Annotated in this window: 23 protein-coding genes and 1 tRNA gene; 13 read left to right on the top strand and 11 right to left on the bottom strand. The window is 68.8% G+C overall.

The window, feature by feature from the left end; genetic code table 11:
• Positions 1 to 9 precede the first annotated feature (9 nt).
• The 5 genes from CDO52_RS02580 to CDO52_RS02560 all read right to left on the bottom strand — a co-directional run bounded on the left by CDO52_RS02580 (position 10) and on the right by CDO52_RS02560 (position 4,436).
• Positions 10 to 846, bottom strand: a complete 837-nt coding sequence (locus tag CDO52_RS02580; protein WP_017621837.1) for a glycosyltransferase — start codon at positions 844 to 846, stop codon at positions 10 to 12.
• A gap of 61 nt (positions 847 to 907) precedes the next feature.
• Positions 908 to 1,264 carry an STAS domain-containing protein gene (locus CDO52_RS02575; RefSeq protein WP_193373720.1) on the bottom strand — a complete coding sequence of 119 codons (357 nt, stop codon included), beginning with the start codon at positions 1,262 to 1,264 and terminating at the stop codon, positions 908 to 910.
• Positions 1,265 to 1,367: 103 nt separating this feature from the next.
• Entirely contained in the window at positions 1,368 to 1,832 is a 465-nt protein-coding gene (locus tag CDO52_RS02570; protein ID WP_026126435.1) for an ATP-binding protein, read from the bottom strand.
• Between the two features lie 247 nt (positions 1,833 to 2,079).
• Complete coding sequence (locus tag CDO52_RS02565) at positions 2,080 to 3,981, bottom strand: PAS domain S-box protein (RefSeq protein ID WP_051060949.1); 1,902 nt, start codon at positions 3,979 to 3,981, stop codon at positions 2,080 to 2,082.
• Between the two features lie 122 nt (positions 3,982 to 4,103).
• Positions 4,104 to 4,436 carry a rhodanese-like domain-containing protein gene (locus CDO52_RS02560; protein ID WP_026126436.1) on the bottom strand — a complete coding sequence of 111 codons (333 nt, stop codon included), beginning with the start codon at positions 4,434 to 4,436 and terminating at the stop codon, positions 4,104 to 4,106.
• Positions 4,437 to 4,520: 84 nt separating this feature from the next.
• Between CDO52_RS02560 and CDO52_RS02555 the strand changes: the two genes are divergently transcribed.
• Complete coding sequence (locus CDO52_RS02555) at positions 4,521 to 4,994, top strand: SSI family serine proteinase inhibitor (RefSeq protein ID WP_017621842.1); 474 nt, start codon at positions 4,521 to 4,523, stop codon at positions 4,992 to 4,994.
• A gap of 4 nt (positions 4,995 to 4,998) precedes the next feature.
• On the opposite strand, the gene CDO52_RS02550 is transcribed toward CDO52_RS02555, so the two are convergent.
• A complete protein-coding gene (locus tag CDO52_RS02550) occupies positions 4,999 to 5,574 on the bottom strand; it encodes a TenA family protein (protein ID WP_394296744.1) in 576 nt (191 codons plus the stop codon).
• 183 nt (positions 5,575 to 5,757) lie between these two features.
• Positions 5,758 to 5,840, bottom strand: a tRNA-Leu gene (locus tag CDO52_RS02545).
• Positions 5,841 to 6,094: 254 nt separating this feature from the next.
• Here CDO52_RS02545 and CDO52_RS02540 point away from each other — a divergent pair.
• From CDO52_RS02540 to CDO52_RS02495, 10 genes are all read left to right on the top strand, one after another.
• Positions 6,095 to 6,853, top strand: coding sequence for an FhaA domain-containing protein (locus CDO52_RS02540; protein WP_449406722.1), 759 nt, complete (start codon positions 6,095 to 6,097; stop codon positions 6,851 to 6,853).
• Positions 6,854 to 7,123: 270 nt separating this feature from the next.
• A complete protein-coding gene (locus tag CDO52_RS02535; RefSeq protein WP_017621845.1) occupies positions 7,124 to 7,591 on the top strand; it encodes an FHA domain-containing protein FhaB/FipA in 468 nt (155 codons plus the stop codon).
• Positions 7,588 to 9,012: a Stp1/IreP family PP2C-type Ser/Thr phosphatase gene (locus CDO52_RS02530; RefSeq protein WP_017621846.1), complete on the top strand. Its 1,425-nt coding sequence runs from the start codon at positions 7,588 to 7,590 to the stop codon at positions 9,010 to 9,012. Before CDO52_RS02535 ends, CDO52_RS02530 begins: the two co-directional genes overlap by 4 nt.
• Positions 9,005 to 10,405 (top strand): FtsW/RodA/SpoVE family cell cycle protein, encoded by a 1,401-nt coding sequence (locus CDO52_RS02525; RefSeq protein ID WP_094932184.1) that lies wholly within the window; start codon positions 9,005 to 9,007, stop codon positions 10,403 to 10,405. The genes CDO52_RS02530 and CDO52_RS02525 overlap by 8 nt, the downstream gene beginning before the upstream one ends.
• Positions 10,402 to 11,841 (top strand): peptidoglycan D,D-transpeptidase FtsI family protein, encoded by a 1,440-nt coding sequence (locus CDO52_RS02520; protein ID WP_017621915.1) that lies wholly within the window; start codon positions 10,402 to 10,404, stop codon positions 11,839 to 11,841. The genes CDO52_RS02525 and CDO52_RS02520 overlap by 4 nt, the downstream gene beginning before the upstream one ends.
• The gene (locus tag CDO52_RS02515; protein ID WP_033302464.1) at positions 11,838 to 13,457 is read left to right on the top strand and encodes a serine/threonine-protein kinase; all 1,620 of its coding nucleotides are present in this window, start codon (positions 11,838 to 11,840) and stop codon (positions 13,455 to 13,457) included. Before CDO52_RS02520 ends, CDO52_RS02515 begins: the two co-directional genes overlap by 4 nt.
• Before the next feature lie 438 nt (positions 13,458 to 13,895).
• On the top strand, positions 13,896 to 15,242 hold the full coding sequence (locus CDO52_RS02510) for an FtsW/RodA/SpoVE family cell cycle protein (RefSeq protein ID WP_094932789.1): 1,347 nt from the start codon (positions 13,896 to 13,898) through the stop codon (positions 15,240 to 15,242).
• Positions 15,239 to 16,684 carry a peptidoglycan D,D-transpeptidase FtsI family protein gene (locus tag CDO52_RS02505; protein ID WP_017621886.1) on the top strand — a complete coding sequence of 482 codons (1,446 nt, stop codon included), beginning with the start codon at positions 15,239 to 15,241 and terminating at the stop codon, positions 16,682 to 16,684. The genes CDO52_RS02510 and CDO52_RS02505 overlap by 4 nt, the downstream gene beginning before the upstream one ends.
• A gap of 377 nt (positions 16,685 to 17,061) precedes the next feature.
• A complete protein-coding gene (gene pknB / locus CDO52_RS02500) occupies positions 17,062 to 18,915 on the top strand; it encodes a Stk1 family PASTA domain-containing Ser/Thr kinase (protein WP_017621885.1) in 1,854 nt (617 codons plus the stop codon).
• Between the two features lie 149 nt (positions 18,916 to 19,064).
• Positions 19,065 to 19,319 carry a cell division protein CrgA gene (locus CDO52_RS02495; RefSeq protein ID WP_017621884.1) on the top strand — a complete coding sequence of 85 codons (255 nt, stop codon included), beginning with the start codon at positions 19,065 to 19,067 and terminating at the stop codon, positions 19,317 to 19,319.
• 223 nt (positions 19,320 to 19,542) lie between these two features.
• Here CDO52_RS02495 and CDO52_RS02490 read toward each other — a convergent pair whose 3' ends face one another.
• Both CDO52_RS02490 and CDO52_RS02485 read right to left on the bottom strand, forming a co-directional pair.
• Positions 19,543 to 20,403 carry a rhomboid family intramembrane serine protease gene (locus CDO52_RS02490; protein WP_026126446.1) on the bottom strand — a complete coding sequence of 287 codons (861 nt, stop codon included), beginning with the start codon at positions 20,401 to 20,403 and terminating at the stop codon, positions 19,543 to 19,545.
• A 10-nt stretch (positions 20,404 to 20,413) separates the two neighbouring features.
• A complete protein-coding gene (locus CDO52_RS02485; protein WP_017621882.1) occupies positions 20,414 to 20,941 on the bottom strand; it encodes a peptidylprolyl isomerase in 528 nt (175 codons plus the stop codon).
• A 313-nt stretch (positions 20,942 to 21,254) separates the two neighbouring features.
• Here CDO52_RS02485 and CDO52_RS02480 point away from each other — a divergent pair, with 313 nt between their 5' ends.
• A complete protein-coding gene (locus CDO52_RS02480) occupies positions 21,255 to 21,845 on the top strand; it encodes a hypothetical protein (protein WP_017621881.1) in 591 nt (196 codons plus the stop codon).
• Positions 21,846 to 22,004: 159 nt separating this feature from the next.
• Here the strand turns inward: CDO52_RS02480 and CDO52_RS02475 are convergent, their stop codons facing one another.
• Positions 22,005 to 22,580, bottom strand: coding sequence for a DUF1707 and DUF4870 domain-containing protein (locus CDO52_RS02475; RefSeq protein WP_051060953.1), 576 nt, complete (start codon positions 22,578 to 22,580; stop codon positions 22,005 to 22,007).
• A 308-nt stretch (positions 22,581 to 22,888) separates the two neighbouring features.
• Positions 22,889 to 23,155: a GntR family transcriptional regulator gene (locus CDO52_RS02470; protein ID WP_026126444.1), complete on the bottom strand. Its 267-nt coding sequence runs from the start codon at positions 23,153 to 23,155 to the stop codon at positions 22,889 to 22,891.
• Between the two features lie 344 nt (positions 23,156 to 23,499).
• On the opposite strand from CDO52_RS02470, the gene CDO52_RS02465 reads away from it, so the two are divergent.
• On the top strand, positions 23,500 to 24,087 hold the full coding sequence (locus CDO52_RS02465; protein WP_152471915.1) for a hypothetical protein: 588 nt from the start codon (positions 23,500 to 23,502) through the stop codon (positions 24,085 to 24,087).
• Positions 24,088 to 24,140 lie beyond the last annotated feature (53 nt).

Below are 24,140 nucleotides of genomic sequence, written 5' to 3'. Positions count from 1 at the left end.
AGGACGCTGTCAGCGTTTCCCGCCCTTACCACCCGGGAATTTTCGCGTCACCGACGCCGCCGCCACCCGTGCCGTCTCCCGGGCGCGTCGCATCCGCCGGATCATCGCCGGACGCAGCTCGCGTGCGGCGAGCGCGCGCCCGACATCGGCGAACTGCCGTGCGCGGTGCATCTGGGCGTGGAGGTCGGTCCCGGTGGCCCGGTGCTCCAGCGGCACCTCGACCTCGATGACCCGGTACCCCAGGTGCAGTACGTCGATGGTGAGACCGGTCTCGACACCGAATCCGGCCGCCAGCGGCAGAGCCGTCTCGAACGCCGCCCGCGTGACACACCGCTGTCCGTTGAGCGGCTGCTCGGGCTCCCAGCCGGTGGCCCGGCGGATGCCGTCGCGGGCCAGGCGCACCACGAATCCGTGCCCGCCCAGCCGCATGCGGGTGGCGGGGAACAGGGCGATCGTCATGTCGGCCTTGCCGGAGACCACCGGGTCGATCAGCGGCGCCGCCCCGGCGGCGGACGCCCCGAGGTCGGCGTCCAGGAAGAGCAGGTGGCGCGGCGGCGCGACGGCGCCATCGGCGGCCTCGTGCTCCTCGATGAGCCGGACCCCCTCGGCCCCGGTCTCCATGGCCGCGCCCTTGCCCCGGTTGCGGCTGTGCCGCAGCACCCGGGCACCGGCGTCGGCCGCGGCCTCGGCGGTGGCGTCCGCGGAACCGTCGTCGACCACCACGACGAGGTCGACATCGCGCAGCTCACGCGCGGCGCGCACGGTCCGCGCGATCCGCTCCTCCTCGTCCTTGGCCGCGATGACGACCGCGACACCCGCGTGGCCGCTCGCTGGATCAGAGCCCATCGTGCGTCTCCCGCTCGGTTCCAGGGCGCGGGTCCGGTGTCCGCACGCGCGCCCGACCGGACTATTTGGCCGCGTTGGTTCCGGCGGTGATCGGAAGGGAGTCGGTCGACTCCTTGAGGGTGAAGACAGCGTTCAATCCGGTGACCTCAAGGATCTTCATGACCGCCGGCTTCGGCGCCACGAGTTCGAGGTCGCCCTCTTTCTCCCGCGCGCGCTTCATCGCCGACAGCAGGACGTTCATCCCGGTGGAATCGCAGAACTCCACCCGCGACATGTCGATGATGAGGCGGCGGGCCCCATCCTCGAGCGCGTCGACCAGCTCGCTGTGCAGCTGCGGTGCCGTGTAAAGATCAATCTCGCCGGACACGGCGACCACCGCGTAATCCGCGCGCGACTGACTTGAGATCTTCAACTCCACAGTCGTGACTGTAGCGGCCACGGAGGTTGCTGGCCACCTCGTTGGCGGCGTTTCGTGGCTTGGATCACGATCCGACGGTTAGAACCCCCTGATCCGGGGAATGTCATGCCCTTGCGGTCTCGGGTTCGTCGAGGACCGGCGCTTCGGCGACGTCCTCCATCGCGACCTCCAGTACCGCCCATACCGTGGTCACCCCGCCGTCGACCTCGGTGCCCCACTTGGCCGCGAGGTGCGCGACGATCTCCAGCCCCCGGCCGCCCAGCGCCGATGCCGACGGCCGCGCGATGCGCGGCAGGGTCGCCGCCCCGCCGTCGGTCACGGCGATCTCCAGCCAGCCGTCGCCGTCATCGGTACCGACGCTCCACGCCGCCTCGATGCAGTCGGGCGGGAACGGGTCGGGCAGGGGCGAGGCGTGGCGCAGGGCGTTGCTCAGCAGTTCGCTCATGACGAGCGCGGCGTCGTTGACCCGCGCGGAGTCGAGTCCCGCGTCGCGCAGGTCGGAGCACAGGCGTCGGCGCGCGGTGCTCACGCTCGACGGCGCATGTGGCAGCAGTACGGCCCTCGACACGTCCCTCTCTCCTGTTCCCCGGCGCCCCTGATGCGCGCTCGGTCTACTTCAGGCACCGGCCGGAACGTGACCAGGCGTTTGCCGACGACCGGCTCCGGGCCCGCTCGGTATTCCGTTGGCCGGTTTTCGGCAAATCTACGACCGTGAACCTCGCCAGGGCCGAAATGCCCCGTTAGGTCCCCGGGGAAACACGTCATCGCCGCTGAATGCCGGTATCGACCTGATCCGGCCGCCGTCGCGGCGCTGCTCAGCGTCGCGGATCCGCCGTCTCGGCAGGCGAGTCGGCCATCACACCGTCAGCTGACTGTAATGTAAATCTCATCCGCGTGCCACGTTCAAGGGCGTGCGCTGTGACATCTCCGCCCTGAGCGCGGGCCAGGCGGCGCACGATGTAGAGCCCCAGCCCGATGCCGCCGAACCTGCGGCGGTCTCCCGCCTCGCCCTGGGCGAACCGTCCGAAGATGCGCTCCTCGTCGCCCGGGGTGATGCCGATGCCCTCGTCCTCGACGGTGACGACGACCTCCCCGTTCTGCGCCCGCGCGCGCAGCACCACGCGGCCGCCCTCGGGGGAGTACTTGAAGGCGTTCTCCAGCAGGTGGTCGACGATCACCTCGGTGGCCATGGGGTCCCCGTCCGCCTCCGGGAGGTCGTCGGGCACCTCCAGGCGGAGGGTGTGCCGGTCGGAGAACCCCTCGAAGGCGAGGGCGTTCGCGCGCAGCAGCCGCGCCGGGTCGAAAGGGCCGCGGTTGACCTTCAGGTCCCCGTTGCCCGCGTGCGATCCCAGCAGCAGGTTCTCCACCAGTTCGGCGAGGGTCCGGGCGCGGTCGGCGATGGTGTCGACGGCGTTGCGCCGCGCTCCCTCGCCCAGCCGCCCCCACCGCTGGATCAGCGTCCCGGCGAGCCCCTGGATGACGGTGATGGGGGTGCGCAGCTCGTGCCCGGCTGTCGCCAGGAACAGGTCCTTCTGCTCCTCCAGCTCCTTGGCCTCGGTGATGTCGCGGAAGTCCACCACCCGCTCGGCGGTCGCCGGGATGTCGGTCACCAGGATCTCCAGCCAGCGCCCGTTGTCGAGCCGGTGCTTGATGTGCCCGTCCACGGACGCGGGCAGCGGGAACGGCGGCAGCCGCCCGGCGACGTCGGTCGCGGAGTACCCGGTCAGCTCCGCCGCCGACCGGTTCCACTTGCGCACCCGCCCGGCGCGGTCGAGCACGGCGATGCCGTCGGCGCTGGAGTCGACCACGGCGTGTTCGTAGGCGCGCTGGCGCACCATCTCCTGGTAGGCCATGGCGTTGGCGAGCGCGCTCCCGGCGTGCGCGGCCAGAAGCTCCAGCAGCTCCAGTTCGAGGTGGCCGACCTTGCGGCGGCTGTAGAGCGCGTACAGCGCGCCGTACGGGCGCCCCTGCACGTTGGACACGCCCAGCGCGATGGTGTGCAGGCCGTCCAGGTCGGCCCAGATCAGGTCGTCCAGGCTGCGCGTCTCGTCGGTGGCCAGCAGCACCGTCTTCCCGCTGCGCAGCAGCTCGCCGAAAAGGCTGGACTCCAGTGGCGCGCTGTAGCCGCGCAGGTGGTCGGAGAGCTGGGTGAGGCTGACCAGGTGCAGCCGGTCGTCCTCGATGAGCACGAAGCCTCCGGCGTCCGCGCCGGTCAGCTCGGTGAGGCTGTGCGCGATGCGGTCGAGCACCGCGCACAGGTCGAGGTCGGCGTTGATGTCGGCGACGACGTCGGTGAGTCGGCGCACCAGCCGCGCCCGCTCGGTCATGTGGGCCTGGAGGGGGCCTCCGGCGCCGGCGGTGTCCTCATGGGTGTGCAGGACGCTGACCCAGCCGGTGGCGTGGCCCGAGTCGTCGAACAGGCAGCTGGTGTCGATGCGGACATCGACGAGCGTGCCGTCGCGCCGCTGCCGCCGGCTCACGATCGACAGCGGGCCTCCGGTACGCACGCGCTCCAGCACGGCGTGGTGCTCGGCGAGCAGCTCGTCGGGGATGATCGGCGGCGGGCGCCCGACGAGGTCCTCCGCCGACCATCCGAACATCCGCTCAGCGGCCGGATTCCACAGCACGACACGGAACTCTGTGTCCACGGCGACGATGGCGTCGGCCGAGAACGCCAGCACCGATTCAGCGCTGAGGGGAGCTCGTTCGTGGGCCACGCGGTCATAGTGCCACCGACCACCGACCCCGCGGCTGACGTTTTCCCAAAGCGAGATGCGACGGTTCAGCCGGAACCGACCGGTTTCGGCAACCGAAATTCCGCCCCGTTGCCGACGGGGGCTCAGATGACCTGCGGTTCCGCTCCGCCCTCGCTGACCATGGGGCGGCGCGCAAGCGCCCACGCCTGCATGCCCCCGGCGACGTTGGCCGCCTGCCACCCGGCCTCGTTCAGCGCCCGCACCGCCTGCGCCGAACGGCCACCGACCCGGCAGACCACATAGACCTGACGGTCCTGCGGCACCTCGCCCGCTCTCTGTGCCAGCTCACCCAGCGGGATGTGCACGGCCTGCGGAGCGTGCCCCGCGCTCCATTCGTCGGATTCCCGGACGTCGAGCACGTAGCTGTCGTCCGGGACCGAACCGACCGCGACGACCGGCACATTTGTTTCGAACACGCTGAAAACCCCTCATTCATGACATTCACTCGCGGAGGATGTGACCAAGGGAACCCCGCCGCACACCTCCGCGTCGAACAGAGTATGCGCATGCACACACGCACCGTGCTGGCACGCCTCGCGCCGCTCGCGGCCGTCGGCGTCCTGGTCGCGGGCTGCGGCGGCGATGCCACCCCGGTCACACCCGCGCCGGACACCGAGACCGAGAACGGCGCCGAGGGCGCCGCCACGGAACTCACCATCAAGATCAGCTACGACGAGGGGTCCGAGCTGACCCCGGAGGACGCCGAGCCCAAGGAGTGGACGCTGACGTGCTCCCCCGCGGGCGGCGATCACCCCGACCCCGAACAGGCCTGCGCCGACCTGGAGAAGGCCGGCGGCCCCAGGGCCTTCGAGGAGGTCCCCGAGGACCAGATGTGCACGCACATCTACGGCGGCCCGGAAATCGCCGCGGTCACCGGGCACCTCGACGGCACCGAGATCGACACCGAGTTCAACAAGTCCGGCGGCTGCGAGATCACCCGCTACGAGAACATGGGCTCCGTCCTGGAGCCGTGACGGATCAGGGCCCGTCCGGCACGTCCCAGAAGGCGAGCTCGTGGCGCATGCCCTCCACGAAGAGCCGCTGCGCGCGCCGCGGCTCCGGCTCGGCTTCGTCGAGCATCTCCGCGCACATGCCGGTGAGCTCGACGAAACCGGGGTCGGCGTAGGTGTCGATCCAGCGCCGGTAGCGGGCGTCGGCGGGCGTGGCGTCGGCCAGCAGCGTGCCCAGCGTCGAATAGCCCCACATGCACGGGTACAGCGCCGCCAGCCCGTCGGTGTAGTCGGCCGCCGCCTCCAGCAGCCAGGACGTGTAGGCGGCACAGGCCGGCCCCTTGACCGCGCCCTCGAGGTCGGCCCCGAACTCGGCGGCCAGCGACCGGTGGAGGTCGAGCTCGTCGTGCAGGGTGGAGTGCGCCAAATCCACCAGATCACCGACCCGCCGCGCGGGCGCCTGCCAGGCCAGCCGGGCGAACACCCGGGCGTAGTCGAGGAGGTAGAGGTAGTCCTGTTCCAGCCAGGAGGCGAACACGCGCTCGTCCAAGTCGCCCCGGGCGATCCCGGCCACGGTCGGATGCCGCAGTTGCTCCGCCACCATCGGGCGGCCGATCTCGTGAAGTTCCTCGCTCACCAGCACGCGGCACAGTGTCGCATGTCGGGAGAAGGTGGCATGTCGGGAGAAGGCGGCCTGCCGGGAGAGGTTGGCACGCCGGGGACACGGGAACGAGAAAGACCCCGGTCCGGGAGAACCATCTCCACGAGACCGGGGTCTTCATTCGTGTGGGCGAGGAGGGATTTGAACCCTCACATCCTTTCGGACACACGGACCTGAACCGTGCGCGTCTACCGTTCCGCCACCCGCCCGAGTGACATATATATAGAGTGTTCGCATCTGGTCGGATGAGTCCGGTTTTCCGGCTCCGTCCGCCTGGCGACAGAGATAAGGCTAGCACGGTCGCGAGACCGGTCGTGCACACATAATCCGATGCCTCCCGGCCCCGGCCCCCTCGCGGAGCCCCCACCGCGGGCGGTGGTGATGAGGTGTGCGTGAAACCAACCGAACGATTACCCGGCTACGATCGACCAGTAAAGCCGGAGTAGAGCAAGGGAGGTACCTCGTGGGAGTGCTCCAACGCTTCGAGCGCAGGCTTGGCGGCATGATCGAAGGCACCTTCGCGCGAGCCTTCAAGTCCAAGCTCGAGCCAGTGGAGATCGCCAGCGCCGTCCAGCGGGAGATGGACGAGCGCGCGGCCATCGTGGCCCAAGGCCGGACGCTGGTTCCCAACGACTTCGTCGTGGAGCTGTCGGCCGAGGACAAGGAGAGCATGGAGGCCCTCGCCGACACCATCGGACAGGAGCTGGCCAAGCTCGCCCGCGACTACGCCACGGAGCAGGGGTACTCCTTCGTCGGCCCGGTACGGGTGCACTTCAAGGCCGATGACAGCCTGCAGATCGGCCGGTTCCGGATCCGTTCCGGGGTCATCCGCGGGTCCACGGTCGAGAGCGGCGAGATCCGCCAGCCCGTGAGCGACCACCCGCGCGGCGGCCAGCAGGTGCAGGGGCAGCCGCGGCTGCTGATCTCCCCCGGCGGCGCGCAGGAGGGCAGCGAGGCCAGCCAGGGCATGCAGCAGTCCTTTGAACTCAACACGCAGGTCACGCTGCTCGGCCGCGGCACCGACTGCGACCTGCGGCTCGTGGACAACGGCGTCTCCCGGCACCACGCGGAGATCCGTGTCGAGGACGACGACGCGGTCCTGGTGGACCTCGGGTCGACCAACGGCACGTTCGTCAACGGGCAGCAGGTCAAGCGGGCACGTCTGGTCGACGGCACCCGGATCAGCCTGGGACGGACGACCATGACCTTCCGCCGGGACTGACGTTCCTCGAAAACCCGAGGAAACGAGTCGAAACCAACAGCGCCCCCTTGGCGTCTGAAGGGGCGTACGTTGAGCGCAACAGACCAGTACGGGATCGTGATCACCGGGCACGGGACAGGACGCTGCGTGTCCGGGCAGAATGGCGGCAGCCAGTGGGGCGCCAGGTCAGACGACGCGATCCCACGGGTTGGACGCCGAGATAGACGCGGTGGCGGCTGAAGACGACCGCCATCCCCAGCCGGAGCACGACAGGGGCCGAAGAGCAGTTCAATGTCCGAATTGACCCTCATGCTGATCAAGATCCTGTTCCTCGGGGTGCTGTGGCTGTTCGTGATCATGGCTGTCGGCGTGATCCGCACCGACCTCTTCGGCCCCTCGAAGTCCAAGGAGAAGCGCCCGAAGAAGAGCCCGCAGCGCAAACCCTCGCTGCCGCGCGGGCGGCGCAACGAGCCGCGCACTCTCGTTGTCACCAAGGGCCCGCTCACCGGGACCACGCTCAACCTCACCTCCCAACCGATCACGATCGGCCGAGCGGGTGACTCCACCCTGGTCATCAACGATGACTACACGTCCGGTCGGCACGCGCGTATCTTCACCGACAACGGCCGCTGGATCGTCGAGGACCTCAACTCGACGAACGGCACCTTTGTCGGCCAGGAGCGCCTGACCCGTCCCCAGCCCATTACGGTGGGACAGCCCATCCGCATCGGCAAGACCGTCCTGGAACTGCGCAAATGACAATCGCTCTCCGCTACGCCGCGTACTCCGACGTGGGATGCCTTCGCGAAGGCAACGAGGACTCCGCCTACGCCGGCCCCTACATCCTCGCGGTCGCCGACGGGATGGGCGGGCACGCGGGCGGCGAGATCGCGAGCTCGATCGCCATCTCGACGCTCATGGCGCTCGACGAAGACGTCCCTCCCACCGACGAAATGGCCTCCTCCCTCCAGCAGGCGGTCGACCTGGCCAACTCCTCCCTCGCCCAGCGGGTCCGCGAGGAGCCCCGGCTGGAGAACATGGGGACGACCCTCACCGCGATGCTGTGGTCCGGCGCACGCGTGGCCATGATCCACGTCGGCGACTCCCGCGCCTACCTCCTGCGCGAGGGCGAGTTCGGGCAGATCACCCACGACCACACGCTGGTGCAGACGCTCGTCGACGAGGGGAAGATCACCGAGGAGGAAGTCGCCACCCACCCCCAGCGGTCCCTGCTGCTGCGCGCGCTCGACGGCCGCAGCCAGGTCGACCCGGACATCTCCGTCAGTGAGGCCCGGGTGGGCGACCGCTACCTCCTGTGCTCCGACGGCCTGTCCGGCATCGTCAGCAAGGAGACGATCCACGAGACCCTGGCGTCCGAGGCCAACCCCGACGCCGCGGCGCGGCGGCTGATCGACCTCGCCAACCGCGGCGGCGGACCCGACAACATCACGTGCGTCGTCGCCGACGTCATCGACACCGCGACCGACCCCCGCGGCCCCACGCAGGAGCCGATGGTCGTCGGCGCGGCCGACCAGCGGCGCGAGCCCATCATGACGCCCGACACCCCCGCCGGGCGCGCGCAGGGCCTCAACAACAGCCGCGGTAGCGACACCGCCGAGATGACCCGGCCGCCGGAGTTCGACGCGAACGACGACGACCCCGATCCCGAGCCGCGCACCCGCCGATGGTGGCCGATGGTCATCCCGTTCGTGGTGGTCGTCGCGCTCCTGGCCGGGGGCGGGTACTACTTCGGCTCCAACTACATCAACTCCCAGTACTTCATCGGCCCCTCCGCCGACGACAAGAGCGTCGCCATCTTCCAGGGCATCAACACCGACATCGCCGGTTACAGCCTGGCCGAGGAGATCCTGGACACCAAGGTCCCGCTCGACCGGCTCCCGGAGAACGAGCGCAACGCGGTCAACAACACCATCCCCATGGACGACCGCAAGGCGGCCGACGCGCGGGTCGAGGAACTGCGCGGCAAGGCACAGGACTGCGAGCGCGACCCCGAGTCCTGCGGTATGCCGGCTGACACGGGCACGGCCCAGGACGACAAGGCCAAGGACGCCGCCGACGACGCCAAGGACGGGGCCACCGATTCCCCGAACCTCCCCGGCACCGCGCCCGGGGAGAGCGGTGCGAGTGGTGCGCCCACCCCCGGGGGACGCAATGAGTGAACCTCAGACCGCGCTGCCGCCGGTGAAACGGCGCAACGCGGAACTGGTGATGACGCTGTTCGCCATCGCCATCACCCTGTTCGCGATGATCGAGGCGGGCCTCACCCGCAACAACGAGATGCCGCCCGACCTCTTCCTCTACGCGGGGCTCTTCGGCGGGCTGGCGATCCTCGCCCACGTCTTCATCCGCTTCTTCGCACCCTGGTCCGACCCGCTGCTGCTGCCGCTGGCCGTGCTGCTCAACGGCCTGGGCATCGCCATGCTCTGGCGGCTGTTCGAGGCCACCGGCGACACCGACAAGGGCAGCGCGATGAGCCAGCTGGTGCTCACCGCGATCAGCATGGCCGTGTTCGCGGGGATCATCTTCTTCCTGAAGGAGCCGCGCACGCTGCAGCGCTACCCCTACATCATGGGGCTCAGCGCCATCATCCTGCTGCTGCTCCCGCTGGTCCCGGGCCTGGGCCAGACCATCAACGGCGCCCGGCAGTGGATCTCCCTCGGCTTCACCTCGCTGCAGCCCTCGGAGTTCGCCAAGCTCGCCCTGGTCGTCTTCCTGTCCGGGTACATGGTGAGCAAGCGCGACGTGCTCTCCCTGGCCAGCAAGGAGATCAAGGTCGGCCCGCTGAAGGTGCTCGACCTCCCGCGGATGCGCGACCTGGCCCCCCTCGCGGCCATGTGGGGGTTCTGCATCATCGTGATGGTCGGCGTGATGAACGACCTGGGCACGTCCCTGCTGCTGTTCGGCACCTTCCTGGCGATGATCTACGTGGCGACGCACCGCTCCTCGTGGATCCTCCTCGGCCTGGTGCCGTTCCTGGCCGCCTGCTTCGCGCTGTACCCGCTGGTGCACCACTTCAGCGTCCGTGTGGACACCTGGCTGCACCCGTTCGCGGACGGCATCATCAACGGCCCTCTCGGCGCCAACAGCCAGCAGCTGGTCCGCGGACTGTTCGCCATGGCCGAGGGCGGGCTGTTCGGCTCCGGTCTGGGCGGCGGCAAGCCCGGGTTCGTCCCCGAGGTGCAGAACGACTTTATTTTCTCCGCCTTCGGCGAGGAGCTGGGTTTGACCGGCATCATGGTGATGCTGATGGCGCTCGCGCTGCTGGTGGAGCGCGGCATGCGGATCGCGCTGGCGTCCAAGGAGATCTTCATCAAGATGCTCGCCTCGGGCATCGCCTTCCTGATGGCGTTCCAGACCTTCGTCGTCATCGGCGGTGTCACCCGGGTCATCCCGATGACGGGTGCCACCATCCCGTTCGTTGCCAAGGGCGGGTCCGCGCTGCTGTCGAGCTGGGTCATGCTCGCCCTGCTGATGCGGATGAGCAACAACGCCCGTAAGCCGGCGCCCCAGGCCATCCAGGACGAAGGCATGACACAGGTGATCTCGCGATGAACACACCGATCCGCCGCCTCGCCGTCTTCGCGCTGGCCCTGTTCGGCGTGCTGCTGCTCAACGTCACGTGGATCCAGGTGTTCCAGGCGGAGGCGCTGCGCACCAACCCGCACAACAACCGGCAGTACGTCGACCGGTTGACGGAGCCGCGCGGCTCGATCGTCATCGGCAAGGAGGAGGTCGCCAAGTCCGAACCGGTGGGCGGCGACAGCGACGACCTCCAGCGCACCTACCCCGAGGGGCCGCTGTACGCCCACGTCGTGGGCACGTTCTCCACCAGCGGCGCCACCGGCATCGAGGAGGCGCAGAACGCCCTGCTCACCGGTGACGACGACCGGCTCGCCGTGCGGAACTTCGTCGACACCCTCACCGGCGAGGAGAAGCAGGGCGCCAGTGTCGAGCTGACCATCAACCCCAAGGTGCAGAAGGCCGCGCTGGACGGGCTCAGCGCGCTCGGCAAGAACGGCGCCGCGGTCGCGCTCAACCCGAAGACCGGCGCCATCCTCGCCTCCGCCAGCGTCCCCACCTTCGACCCCAACGAGGTGACCAGCGTCACCGATGCCGAGGGCTCCCTGAAGAAGTGGCAGGAGCTGCAGGAGAGCGAGAACAGGCCGCTGCTCAACCGGGCGTTCAACGAGCGCTACCCGCCGGGCTCGACCTTCAAGGTGATCACGGCGGCCGCCGCCCTGGAGGACGGGGCGACGCCGGAGTCCACCATGGACGCCCCCGCCTCGCTGGACCTGGGCGCTCCGCTGCCCAACGCCTGGAATGGGCCGTGCAACGGGGGTTCCCCCGACTCGCTGGCGCACTCCATCGAGCAGTCCTGCAACACCTCGATGGCCAACTGGGCGATCAAGGTGGGCGGCCAGAAGCTGTCCGACCAGGCGTCGGCGTTCGGCTTCAACGGCGATGAGATCAAGACGCCCCTTCCCGTCACGGAGAGCCTCGCCCCGGCCGAGACCGACCGCAACACCCTGGGGCGCGCCGGGATCGGCCAGGCGAACAACGAGGCGACCCCGCTGCAGATGGCCATGGTCGCCTCGGGCATCGCCAACGACGGCGAGGTCATGAAGCCCTACCTGGTGGATTCGGTCAAGGACGCCGACCTGTCCGTCGTCGAGTCGGCCCAGCAGGAGAGACTCTCCACCGCCGTCAGCGCCCAGACCGCGGAGTACCTGAAGCAGATGATGGTCCTGGTCACCGAGGGCCCGGACGCGTCGGGTCCGCAAGGCGCCATCCCCGGCGTCAAGGTGGCCGGCAAGACCGGTACCGCCGAGGTCGGCGACGGCTCTACGCACAACTGGTTCATCTCCTTCGCGCCCGCCGACGACCCGCAGATCGCCGTGGCGGTCGTCGTGGAGCGCGGCAACGTCAGCGGCGGCAAGCTCGCCGCTCCCATCGCAAAGAAGATGATGGAGGCGGTGATCAACGAGTGAGCGACAACGGAGCGGACTCCCCGGGACCCTCCGGTTCCAGCGATCTCCAGGACCTCATCCTCAACGGCCGCTACCGGCTGAACGAGCAGATCGGGTCGGGCGGCATGGGCGCCGTATGGCAGGCGACCGACAGCCTGCTCAACCGCTCGGTCGCGGTGAAGCTGCTACACCCGGCGCAGATGGCGGAGCCCACCGCCCGGGAGCGGTTCCGCACCGAGGGGCGGATCACGGCGGGTCTGTCGCACCCGGGCATCGCCCAGGTGTACGACTACGGCGAGCAGGACGACCGGGCCTTCATCGTCATGGAGCTGGTCCCCGGCGAACCGCTGTCCTCCATTCTCAAGCGCAACGAGGGCCTAGAGCCCAGCATCACCCTCGACATCATCAGCCAGTCCGCTGCGGCGCTGGCCGCCGCGCACGTGCGCGGGGTGATCCACCGCGACATCAAGCCGGGCAACCTGCTGGTGACCGAGGACGGCGCGGTCAAGCTGACCGACTTCGGCATCGCCCGAGGCAACGAGTCGGTGACCCTGACCCAGACCGGCATGGTCATGGGCACCGCCCAGTACATCTCCCCCGAGCAGGCCTCCGGGCGTCCCGCGACGTGCGCGTCCGACATCTACGCGCTCGGCGTGGTGGCCTACGAGTGCCTGGCCGGACGGCCCCCGTTCACCTCGGACACCCCGCTGGCGCTGGCCCTGGCGCACACCCGCGAACCTCCGCCACCGCTCCCGGAGGACATCCCGGAGGCGCTGCGCGCGTTCGTCCTCGGACTGCTGGAGAAGGACCCGGCCAACCGGCCGGGATCGGCGGGCGAGGTCGCCCAAGCCGCTCAGCGGCTGCGCGGCGTCGTCGACTCGGACCAGGGCGGCGCGACGACCGCCATGAACATCGCCGACCCCGGGCAGACCGCCGTGTTCGGCGCGAACGGCGAGACGTCGCCGCAGGCGTCGGGCGCCGTTCCCGCCGCCTCCCGTACCGGCAGTTACGCGGCCACTGGGGCTGCGTCTGCGCGTGGCGCCGATGACGGTGGTGACCGCGTCCAGCCGCTTCCGCCCTCCGGCGGGCGACGGACCGGTCGGCGCGGGCGGCCGAGCCCACCGATCGTCATCGCCGCGGTCGTCGCCGCGGTGATCGTGGTCGTGGGTGTGGCCATCGCGGGCAGCCTGTGGAACAACCAGGAGGCCAAGGGCCGACCCGTAGTCGAGCAGGGCCTGAGCCCTTCCACAGAGTCCAGCCCCTCGCCCTCCCAGGACAAGTCGCCGCCGCCGGTGGTCGAGCAGCAGCCGGAGCAGGACAGCGACCCCGGCGGCTACCAGGAGCCCGAGCGCGACACCGGTGGCCAGAGCCAGTCGCCCGGCTCCGAGAAAAGCATGAGCCCGGGCACCGGAAGCTCGCCCGGTCCCGGTGACCAGCCGGACGACGACGGCGGTTCGGACAGCGGCGACAGCACCACCGAGCCCGGCAATGGCGGCGACAACGGTAACGGCGGCGGTAACGGCGACTCCGGCAACGGGGGCGACAACGGTGGCGGAGACGGCGGCGGCGACAACGGCGGATCCGACAGCGGGAGCGGCGGCGATTCCGGGATGAGCGACCCCGGAGGGACGCTTTAAGGACCCGTTCGGCAACGACAACTCGCGGTGGGCGAGCACGGCCCCTTAGGGCGGCGCTCGCCCACTGTCGTATGGCCGTCTCCCGCGATGACCACGGGAATTCTCCCGGCATAACGGACAGAACCCGGCTCCTCACCGTGATCAACGCGGGGAACTTGTGGCAAGCCGGGCGCAAGCGACGGGGCATTGGTCGCGATCAGGACACGATTCACCGCACGCGTCTCAGGGGTCGCCCTCGTTGCCGGGCACGGGAGGTCCAAGGCTTAGAACGCGCCGGGTAGGGATACATAGATCCCTGTAAGCGGATCTCGGCATGGCCGAACGGCCACGAGCCGATCGGAGAGGGCACCCCGGTCGGCGCAAGCCCTCGCGGAGGCCGTTGTGGCTGAAGCTCCTACCGCACTCCCACCGGTGAAACGGCGCAACGCCGAACTGGTGATGACGCTGTTCGCCATCGCCCTGACGCTCGGCGCCATGATCGAGGTGAGCCTCACACGCAACGGCGAGATGCCGCCCGGCCTCTTCTTCTATGGCGGGCTCTTCGGCGGGCTGGCGCTGCTGGCCCACGTCTTCATCCGCTTCTTCGCGCCGTGGTCCGACCCACTTCTGCTGCCGCTGGCCGTGCTGCTCAACGGCCTGGGCATCGCCATGCTCTGGCGGCTGTTCGAGGCCACCGGCGATACCGACAAGGGCAGCGCGTCGAACCAGCTGGTGCTCACCGCGATCAGCATGGCGGTCTTCGCCGGGGTCGTGTTCTTTCTGAGGGACCCGCGGAAGCTGCAGCGCTACCCCTACATCATGGCGGTGGGGGCGATCGTGCTGCTTCTGCTGCCGCTGCTCCCCGACCCCATCGGCAGGACCGTCAACGGCGCCCGGCAGTGGCTGAACGTCGGCTTCACCGCGCTGCAGCCCTCGGAGTTCGCCAAGATCGCGCTGATCATCTTCCTGGCCGGGTACATGGTGGCGAAGCGGGATGCGCTGTCCCTGGTCAACCGGCAGTTCAAGGTGGGGCCGGTGAAGGTCCTGGGCCTGCCCCGGCTTCGGGACACCGCCCCGATGGCGTTCATGTGGGGCTTCTGCATCATTGTGCTGGTTGGTCTGATGAACGACCTGGGCACGGCGCTGCTGCTGTTCGGCACGTTCCTGGCGATGGTCTACGTCGCGACGCAGCGGGCGTCATGGCTCGTCCTCGGCCTGGTGCCCTTCTTCGCCGCCTGCTACCTGCTCTACTTCGTCGTCTCGCACTTCGCCGTCCGGGTCGACACGTGGCTGCATCCGTTCGCGCCCGGCAACATCGACGGCCCGATCGGTGCCAACAGCGAGCAGCTGGTCCGCGGCCTGTTCGCGATGGCCCAGGGCGGTGTGCTGGGCACGGGGCTGGGCGGCGGGCAGCCGGGGTTCGTTCCCGAGGTCCAGAACGACTTCATCTTCTCCGCCTTCGGTGAGGAGCTCGGCCTCACCGGGGTCATGACGATGCTGCTGGTCCTGGCGCTGCTGGTCGAGCGGGGGCTGCGGACCGCTCTGGCGTCCCAAGAGCTGTTCGTCAAGATGTGCGCCTCGGGCCTGGCCTTCCTCCTGGGGTTCCAGACGTTCGTCGTCATCGGGGGCGTCACCCGGGTCATCCCGCTGACCGGCGCGACCATTCCGTTCGTGGCCAAGGGCGGCTCGGCGCTGCTGTCGAGTTGGATCATCCTCGCGCTGCTGGTGCGGATGAGCAACAACGCGCGCAAACCGGCCCCGCAGGCCATCCAGGACGAGGGCGCGACCCAGGTGATCTCGCGATGAACCAGTCCATCCGCCGGCTGTCGGTGTTCGTCATGGCGCTGTTCGTCGTGCTGCTGCTCAACGTCACGTGGATCCAGGGGTTCCAGGCCGAGGAGCTGCGGGAGAGCCCGCACAACACGCGGCGCTACCTCGACCGGTTGCGGGAGCCGCGCGGGCCCATCGTTATCGGGGAGTCGAGGGTCGCCTTCTCCACGCCCTTCGAGGACGGCAACACCGTGCAGTACCAGCGCGAGTACCCCGAGGGGACGCTGTACGCGCATGTCGTGGGCACCTTCCGGACCACCGGAGAGTCCGGTATCGAGGCGAGCGAGAACAAGCTGCTCAACGGAACCGACGACCGGCTGGCGGTGCGGAACTTCATCGACATCCTCACGGGCGAACCCCGCACCGGCGCGACCGTCGAGATGACCATCGATCCTCGCGTGCAGCGGGCCGCCCGGGACGGCCTCGCCCAGCTGGGGCGCAACGGGGCGGCCGTCGCGCTGGACCCGTCGAGCGGGGCGGTGCTGGCCGCGTACTCCGTGCCCGTCTTCGACCCCGCCGAGGTGACCAGTGTGACCGAGGCGGAGGCAGCGGCGGCGCGCTGGGAGGAGCTGTCGGAAGCGGACAGCCAGCCGCTGCTCAACCGTGCGTTCAACGAGACCTACCCGCCCGGTTCGGTCTTCAAGGTCGTCACCGCAGCTGCGGCACTGGAGGACGGAGCCACCCCCGAGTCCACCCAGCCGGCCCCGGCCGTGCTCGACCTTCCGCAGGGCGGGACCCTGCCCAACGCGTTCAGCGGACCGTGCAACGGGGGTTCCCCGGACACACTGGCGCACTCCATCGAGATCTCCTGCAACACCTCGATGGCCAACTGGGCGCTGACGCTCGGCGAGGACAGGATGCGCGAGCAGGCCGAGGCGTTCGGCTTCGGCCGGGAGGACCTGGAGATCCCCTCTCCGGTCGCGGAGAGCGTCTACCCCGCGGGGATGGGCGGCAGCAGTCTCGCCCAGACGGGCATCGGCCAGTTCGACGTGCGGGCCACGCCGCTGCAGATGGCGATGGTCGCGGCGGGGGTCGCCAACGACGGCGACGTCATGAAGCCCTACCTCGTGGACCGTGCCACCGACGCCGATCTGGAGACGATCGTCCAGACGACTCCGCGGAAGTACAGCGACGCGGTGAGCTCACAGACCGCCGAGCAGCTGACGCGGATGATGGTCGCTGTCACCGAGGGCGCCGAGGGGTCCGGGCGCAGCGGGGCCATCCCGGGAATCGAGGTGGCGGGCAAGACCGGGACCGCCGAGAACGCCGGACCGACGCACAACTGGTTCATCTCCTTCGCCCCCGCCGACGATCCGGAGATCGCCGTGGCGGTCGTGGTCGAGAACGGCGGCGGCAGCGGGGGAACGCTGGCCGCACCCATCGCCAAGTCGATGATGGAGGCAGTGCTGACCGGCTAATGCTGACCGGCTAGTGCTTGCTGACCGGGTAGCGTCGAGGCGGGCAACCCCCCACAAGCAGGAAGAACGGACACCCGGACGGCCGCGGGGACAAACCGCCGAGTTGTCTGTGGTGAGCCAGGTGATCCGCGAGGCGTTAGGTGCACTCCGATAAGCTGACCGTCGGAGAACTACACTCCGGTACCGATCGGCGGGATTCGGGTGCCATCGGACGCGGCGAACATCCAGGATGGTACAGCGCAAGCTCGCGCCGCCACGAGGTCCGCGGACGCGGATCCGGCTGTGGAAGACGAGTGGTAAGGCACCAGGCACGAGAACTCACCAGGTGACGGCGGACCACCACCGCCACCGCGGAGATACGAGGAACAGTTCACGACATGTCCCAGCCACGGCTACTCGGCGGCCGCTACGAACTCGACGGTGTCATCGGGCGCGGTGGCATGGCCGAGGTCTATCGAGCCCGCGACCTGCGTCTGGACCGCATGGTGGCCGTAAAGACGCTCCGCCATGACATGGCCCGCGACCACACGTTCCAGGCCAGGTTCCGACGCGAGGCGCAGTCCGCCGCGTCGTTGAACCACCCCTCGATCATCGCCGTGTACGACACCGGCGAGGACATGGTCGACGACGTCTCCATCCCCTTCATCGTCATGGAGTACGTCGACGGGCGCACGCTCAAGGAACTACTCGACGACGACCGGCGGCTGCTGCCCGAGCGCTGCGCCGAGATCGCCGACGGCATCCTGCGGGCCCTCGAGTACAGCCACCGCAGCGGCATCGTGCACCGCGACATCAAGCCGGCCAACGTCATGCTGACCCGGCAGGCCGAGGTCAAGGTGATGGACTTCGGCATCGCGCGGTCGATGGACGACAACCAGGCCACGATGACCCAGACGTCGCAGGTCATCGGCACGGCCCAGTACCTGTCCCCCGAGCAGGCCCGCGGCGAGCGGGTGGATGCCCGCAGCGACCTCTACTCGACCGGCTGTGTGCTCTACGAGCTGCTCACGGGCCGTCCCCCGTTCACCGGCGACTCCCCCGTATCCATCGCCTACCAGCACGTCCGCGAGGAGCCCGTCCCCCCGACCGAGCTCGACCCGGAGATCCCCGAGTGGCTGGAAGACGTCACGCTACGCGCCATGGCCAAGGACCGCGACGAGCGGTACCAGAGCGCCGAGGAGATGAGCCAGGACATCCAGCGGGGGATACAGGGCATGCCGACCTCGGCCGCGGCCATGGCGGCGGCCGGGGCGACGACTGCCCTGGACCCGGTCGACGACGGTCGCGACGACGGCTATGACGATTACGACGACTACGGCTACGAGGACGAGCGCCGCGGCAACGGCAAGAAGGCGGCCCTGTGGGTGACGCTCGCGCTCGCCGTCATCGCCGCGTTCGGGGTTCTGTTCTGGGTGTTCAACCAACCGCCGGCGGAGACCGCCGAGATCCCGGACGTCAAGAACATGTCCCAGTCCGAGGCGGAGCAGGCGCTGAAGAAGGAGGGCTTCTCGGACATCACGACCGAGGAGGAGAACGACGACGAGGTCGAGAAGGGCGACGCGATCCGCACCGATCCGGCGGCGGGTCGGGAGGCCACCCCGGACACCAAGATCACGTTGTACATCTCCAAGGGCCCCGGTTCAGTGCAGGTCCCCGACGTGACGGGGATGCCGCGAAGTGAGGCGACAGCAGAGCTGCAGAACGAGGGCTTCAAGATCGGGAATCAGCAGAACGAACCCTCGTCCTCGATTTCCGAGGGGAACGTCACCCGGACGTCCCCCGAGGGCGGAACATCGGCCGACCCCGGCAGCAAGGTCGACCTTTGGATATCCAGCGGTCCAGAGAAGGTGAAGGTCCCCGACCTGAGCGGGATGACCAAGGACCAGGCGGAGTCGGCCTTGAAGGACCGCAACCTCAGCGGGTCGTTCACCGAGGAGGAGAGCGACGAGCCCGAGGGCCAGGTGATCCGCCAGGATCCGGCGAGCGGCACCGAGGTCGATCCCAACAGCACGGTCAACGTGGTGATCGCCAAAAAGAAGCCGGACGAGCCGACCGATTCCCCTTCCCCGACCGACGGCGACGGTAACGGCGGCGATGGCAACGGCAACGAGGACGGGGGCTTCCCGCCCTTCGGCGACGGCGGTAACGGCGGTAACGGCGGCGGAGGCGACCAGGGCGGCGAGGACCAGGGCTCGCCCTGGTGGCAGTACCCGTTCCGCAGCCGCGAATAGTCGCTGGTCAGGGCCCCTGCTGAGGCGCCTCGGCGCGACAGCCGCCAGTGGCGGTCGGCGGACCTGCGGTACGCCGACCGCTGCTGAGGGCGTAGACTGGGGTACTCTTCAGGCGTAAGTTCCGGCCGATTCGTTTTGGAGCAGCGACCGTGCCCAAGTCCCGCAACGATCGCAAGAAGAAGGCCGTCTACACGCCACCGCCCTCGGCGGCGAAGCCGAAGGTCAGCCCGCGGTGGCTGGTGCCGACCATGCTTGGGTTCGGCATTCTCGGCATCTTGTGGATCGCGGTGTACTACATCGCCGGGACGATGGTGCCCGTCATGCAGGACCTGGGCAACTGGAACCTGGCCATCGGGTTCGGCGGAATCATCATTTGCGTCATCTTGTCCACACGCTGGCACTGACGGCTGCTTCCCGAGGTTTCCCCTGGTCAGACAGGGTAATTGGGACATTCACAACAACCGGTGAGCGCTGTATCCACAGGGTTATCCACAGCCTGTGGGGAGTTGCGTCCTGCGCACCGAAATCTTACCCCACGTGTTTCCGTGGGAGCACGACGTGAGGGCCGGGGAACGATGATCGTTCCCCGGCCCTCAGGCGTGGTGTGGCGACGGAGTCGGCGCTCGGTCAGCCCATCCAGAACACCATGCCGCCGTAGGCAAGAGCCGCCAGCACCAGCGCGCACGCGCCGGTCGCCGCGGCGTGGACAGCCGTACGGTTCTTCCCCGACCCCCACGGCAGGTAGGCGTAGACCCCCGCCAGGGCGAGTCCGGTCACCAGTCCGCCGATGTGTCCGGTCCAGGAGATGTTCGGGACCAGGAACGTGATCAGCAGGTTGACCGCGAGCAGGCCGACGATGGCGCGCGTGTCCAGCCCGAGCCGCCGACCGATCACGAATACCGCGCCGAACAGGCCGAAGATCGCGCCCGACGCACCGACCGAGAGCTGGGTCGGCTCGGCCAGCAGGGTGAGCACCGAACCACCGATGGCGCTGAGCACCCACAGGGACAGGTAGCGGACGTGGCCGAGCCACGACTCCAGCTGCTGTCCGATGACGTACAGGGCGAAGCCGTTGAACAGCAGGTGCATCACGTTGCCGTGCAGGAAGGCAGCGGTGATGAGTCGGTACCACTCGCCTGCCGCCATCGCGGCCCCGCCGTGCATCCCGAAGTCGACCGTCAGTTGCGAATTGGCCGTCTGCGCCAGGAACACAACGCCGATGAGGGCCAGCAGCGCCCAGGTCACATAGGGGCCCTGCACGACCTTTCCGCCGAACGCGGTGCGCGCCTGGCGCACGGACTTCTGTCCCTCGGCGACGCACTCCACGCAGTGGAACCCGACGGCGGCGTCACGCATGCAGTCCGGACAGATGGGCCGCTCACACCGGGTGCACCGGACATAGGTCTCCCGGTCCGGGTGCCGAAAGCAGGTGGGGATGGCGTTCTCCCCTGGCCCGGATCCGGGCCGGGGAGTCGGGGGGAGGCTCATACGGCCGGTCCTAGCCCCGCTCGATCTCGACGGACGTGATCACGACGTCCTCCAGCGGGCGGTCCTGCGGGTTGGTCGCCACCTTGGAGATGGTCTCGACGACGTCGCCGCCCTCCACGACCTCACCGAAGATCGTGTGCTTGTTGTTGAGCCAGTCGGGCGTGCCAACGGTGATGAAGAACTGCGAGCCGTTGGTGTTGGGGCCGGCGTTCGCCATCGCCAGCAGGTGGGGGCGGTCGAACTTCAGACCGGAGCCGAACTCGTCCTTGAACTTGTAGCCGGGGCCACCGCGGCCGTTCCCCAGCGGGTCGCCGCCCTGGACCATGAACTTGTCGATGACCCGGTGGAAGATCGTGCCGTCGTAGAGCTTGGCGGTGGTGGGCTTACCCGTGGTGGGATCCATCCACTGCTTCGTGCCCTCGGCGAGACCGACGAAGTTCTCGACCGTCTCGGGCGACTCCTCCGCGAAGAGCTTGACGACGATCGTTCCCTTGGTGGTGTTCAGCCGTGCGTGGAGTCGGCCGTTGACTTCGGACACCTGGGTGCCTTTCCGTTGCGATTGCGTGCGGTCCCACGTTACCCGGCGTCGTCACGCGCGGGCCGCTTCCCCGGCACGATCGGTCATGCCGCGCCGAGCCGTCCCACGGAGTGCGGGAGTTGGATCGGGGTGAGCGCGGCGTCGCGTGTCGAACCGTCGTTTCGCGGACGGAGTGGACGTATGTTGAGATACCAGGGGAGATAACACAGGGATAACGGCCGCACCCGATCCATCCGCGCAGGTCCGCGAGGCATAGGACCCAGCACGAACGGGCAGGGAGCTACCCACATCCATTACCGCATGGGAGGTCATTGTGCGCAGGAAGCTCAAGCGCCGCGTGCGAAACGCCGAGGCCGAGGCGGCCATGCTCCGCCTCCAGGAAGTCGCTCGTGAGCAGGCCGAGCGGCTCGGACCCTACGCTGACCAGGCCAGGGAGAGGGCCGGCCGACGCGTGCTGAAGGCACGAGGCTGGACGGCTCCGCGGCTGGAGACCGCCGCACACCGTGTCGAGGACACCGTCGCTCCTCGCGTCGCCGACCTGCTCACCGCGGCGGCCGCGCGCGTGGAGCCGAGCAGGGCGCGCCGCGGCCTCATCACCGCTCGCCAGAACACCCGCCGCGTTCCGCGCTTCGTCATCTTCGCGGGAGTCGCCACCCTGGGTGCGGCGGCGCTGTACGGCGTGCTGAAGCTGCGCCAGGCGTCGCAGGACGCCGAGTGGCAGGAGAACCTCGACCAAGCCCGCGAGCAGGTACGCGAAACCCGCGACCAGATCGTCGGCAAGGCGCAGGAAGCCAAGGAGAAGGTCACCAAGGCCGCCTCGGATGTGAAGGAAGAGGCGGAAGAGAAGGCGCAGGAAGCGAAGGAGGAGGCGGCCCAGGAACTGAACGGCCGCGTCAAGAAGTGACGGCGCCCACCGGTCCGGTGACCAGCGCCTCGCGCCGATCCCGCGGCCGGTGGCCCTACGGTGGTACGGCCGCGGCCGCGGGACCGGTGGCGACGATGAGAGCGGCGGAGACGGCGACCGCGGGGACGGCAGGCGGGGGAAAGCTGACCACGGAGCCGCTCACTCCCGGACCGGCCGCCAGGTGAACGGGTACTTCCAACGTCCGCCGGCCAACCCGACGAAGCCTGCGATGACCGGCATGAAGATCCACCCGAGGAACATCGGGATCCAGACCAGGACCGGGATGACCAACCACCACAGGCCGAGCATCACGATCGTCCCGATCAGGAAGGTCAGCTGGTAGTTCAGCGCTTCGACGGCGTGCCGCCGCACGAAGGGTGAGGTGTTGCCGTTGGCGAGCAACACGAGGAGCGGCCCCAAGGGGAAGAGGAAATACCCGGACACGTGCCCACCAGCCGCCCACAGCCGCTCGGACCCGGTCGGCGGCGCCTCGGGCACGTCGGACCGCGGAGGCGGGGCCGCCGCCCCCGTCTGCCGCGGCACGATGTCGCTCAGCAGCGGCTCCAGTTCGGCCGGGAACTTCGCCTTCATCGCGAGCCCAAGGCGCTCCTCGAACTCGTCGTCGTCCAGTTGCCCCTCGGCGAAAGCCTCTTTCAGCGTCTCGGCAGCGGCATCACGGTCGGCATGCGTGAGTCGGATGGCAGGCTGGGCAGGCCCCCGAAACCGGTCGGGCACACGTCCCCCACGCCCATCCTGGCCCGGTGCGGACATTGGATCATGCACTGCCACGCTCACTCCTCGCCAATCGCCGTGCCTCGGAGCCCGGCCGGACAACACGCTCCCGCCCATACCCCTCCATGATGCGCCCCCAGAGCCAGACAAACCATGGGGGATCGCCCTGAGCGGACCCTGGTTCGCCCATGGATAGGCACCGACCATAGTCGCAACCGCGGCCGCAGCTGTGCGGAATTTGGGAGCGCCACGACTCCTGACGCCTCACAGCAGACGTACCCACGCCGAGTGTCCCTGGCGGGAGCCCCTGACTATTGGCCTTCGGAGGAGCGCTCGGCAACGAACGTGCCGCGCTGCGGAACAACGAACAAGACACCCTCCTCCACCAGCACCTTGATGGCACGCCGGACGGTTGTCCGCGCTGGCCCGTACTCCTGGACCAAGCGCGCTTCCGAAGGAATCGCGCGGTTCGGCGCCCAATCGCCACGGGCGATCCGCGCACGCAGGATCTCCGCAAGCTGCCGGTACGGCGTCACCGGACCGTCGTAATCAATCTGGTCATCTGGGCCGAACTCCATGGCCACGACGCTAGAAGTGTCTCCACCAAGGGACTCTAAGAGATACGTTGCTGTACGTATCGCTACCAGTGAGGCTATCGTAAAAGAGAGCGCTTCACCATCCGCGGACTCGGCGGCCGCATCATCCGCCTACGCGCCCCACGCGACGAAGCCCACCACGCGCTCGTCCGCGAATACGGAAGCCCGCGCCCCCTCTGTCTCCCAGACAGGAGGTGGTGCGCGGGCCCTCGCCGCTGTGCCACTGCTCACAATCGGTCAAGCTGGAACTTCTCCGGGCAAAATAGGGCGGCGTGGCTATCAGGATGGAAGTCCCACCCCCAACAACGAAAGTGAAGGTAGCCCCCGTGCGTCTTCTTCAGCCTGCCGCCTTGCTGGCGATCGTCCTGCTCACCGCCTCGGGATGCGGCATGATGCAGTCAGCCGATGGTGGTGAATCCGAGGGGTCTGCCTCCCCCTCTCCTGCCCAGACGGATGACCTCCGCAACGACGAGCACGACGAGAGCGCGGACGACGGCTCGGACGACAAGGAACAGGCCGAAAACGAGAACAAGGGCGAGGACTCAGAGCCCGAGGCGCCCGAGAAGGGGGTGTTGGGGTCATGGATGCCCGACGGGAGCGGCACCAACACCGCCAGCATCACCTACCTCCAGTTCGAGGAGGACGGTGAGGTGGGCCTGCTCGGTGACCCGACCACCGACGACCCGAGCGCCAACGGCATGATCCAGATCTGCAAAGGTCCATTCGACCCCCAGACCGAACCGCCATTCGACTTCACCGTGACGTGCGCCGATCTGACCAACCCCGAAGCAGAAGGCACTACCTACAGCGGCTCAGCCAGCCTCACCGCCAAGGACACGCTTCAGGTCAAGTGGAGCACCGGCAAGACGAGCACTCTCTCCTACGCGGGCATGGTCGACCCCGACGACCAATAGGACGAGCCCCGTCCTAGCTGCACTGACCAGAGAGCTTGGTGACAGCCCGGCGA

Source organism: Nocardiopsis gilva YIM 90087 (assembly GCF_002263495.1).
Taxonomy (GTDB): domain Bacteria; phylum Actinomycetota; class Actinomycetes; order Streptosporangiales; family Streptosporangiaceae; genus Nocardiopsis_C; species Nocardiopsis_C gilva.
Note: the sequence above shows the minus strand (reverse complement) of the source record. Positions and strands in the feature narration are given on the sequence as shown.

Excerpts from the sequence above, each read along its gene's own strand:
- CDO52_RS02580 (WP_017621837.1), bottom strand. The coding sequence starts at position 846 with ATGGGCTCTGATCCAGCGAGCGGCCACGCGGGTGTCGCGGTCGTCATC.
- CDO52_RS02555 (WP_017621842.1), top strand. The coding sequence starts at position 4,521 with ATGCGCATGCACACACGCACCGTGCTGGCACGCCTCGCGCCGCTCGCG.
- CDO52_RS02550 (WP_394296744.1), bottom strand. The coding sequence starts at position 5,574 with ATGGTGGCGGAGCAACTGCGGCATCCGACCGTGGCCGGGATCGCCCGG.
- CDO52_RS02535 (WP_017621845.1), top strand. The coding sequence starts at position 7,124 with ATGTCCGAATTGACCCTCATGCTGATCAAGATCCTGTTCCTCGGGGTG.
- CDO52_RS02530 (WP_017621846.1), top strand. The coding sequence starts at position 7,588 with ATGACAATCGCTCTCCGCTACGCCGCGTACTCCGACGTGGGATGCCTT.
- CDO52_RS02525 (WP_094932184.1), top strand. The coding sequence starts at position 9,005 with ATGAGTGAACCTCAGACCGCGCTGCCGCCGGTGAAACGGCGCAACGCG.
- CDO52_RS02520 (WP_017621915.1), top strand. The coding sequence starts at position 10,402 with ATGAACACACCGATCCGCCGCCTCGCCGTCTTCGCGCTGGCCCTGTTC.
- CDO52_RS02510 (WP_094932789.1), top strand. The coding sequence starts at position 13,896 with ATGACGCTGTTCGCCATCGCCCTGACGCTCGGCGCCATGATCGAGGTG.
- CDO52_RS02505 (WP_017621886.1), top strand. The coding sequence starts at position 15,239 with ATGAACCAGTCCATCCGCCGGCTGTCGGTGTTCGTCATGGCGCTGTTC.
- pknB (WP_017621885.1), top strand. The coding sequence starts at position 17,062 with ATGTCCCAGCCACGGCTACTCGGCGGCCGCTACGAACTCGACGGTGTC.
- CDO52_RS02490 (WP_026126446.1), bottom strand. The coding sequence starts at position 20,403 with ATGAGCCTCCCCCCGACTCCCCGGCCCGGATCCGGGCCAGGGGAGAAC.
- CDO52_RS02470 (WP_026126444.1), bottom strand. The coding sequence starts at position 23,155 with ATGGAGTTCGGCCCAGATGACCAGATTGATTACGACGGTCCGGTGACG.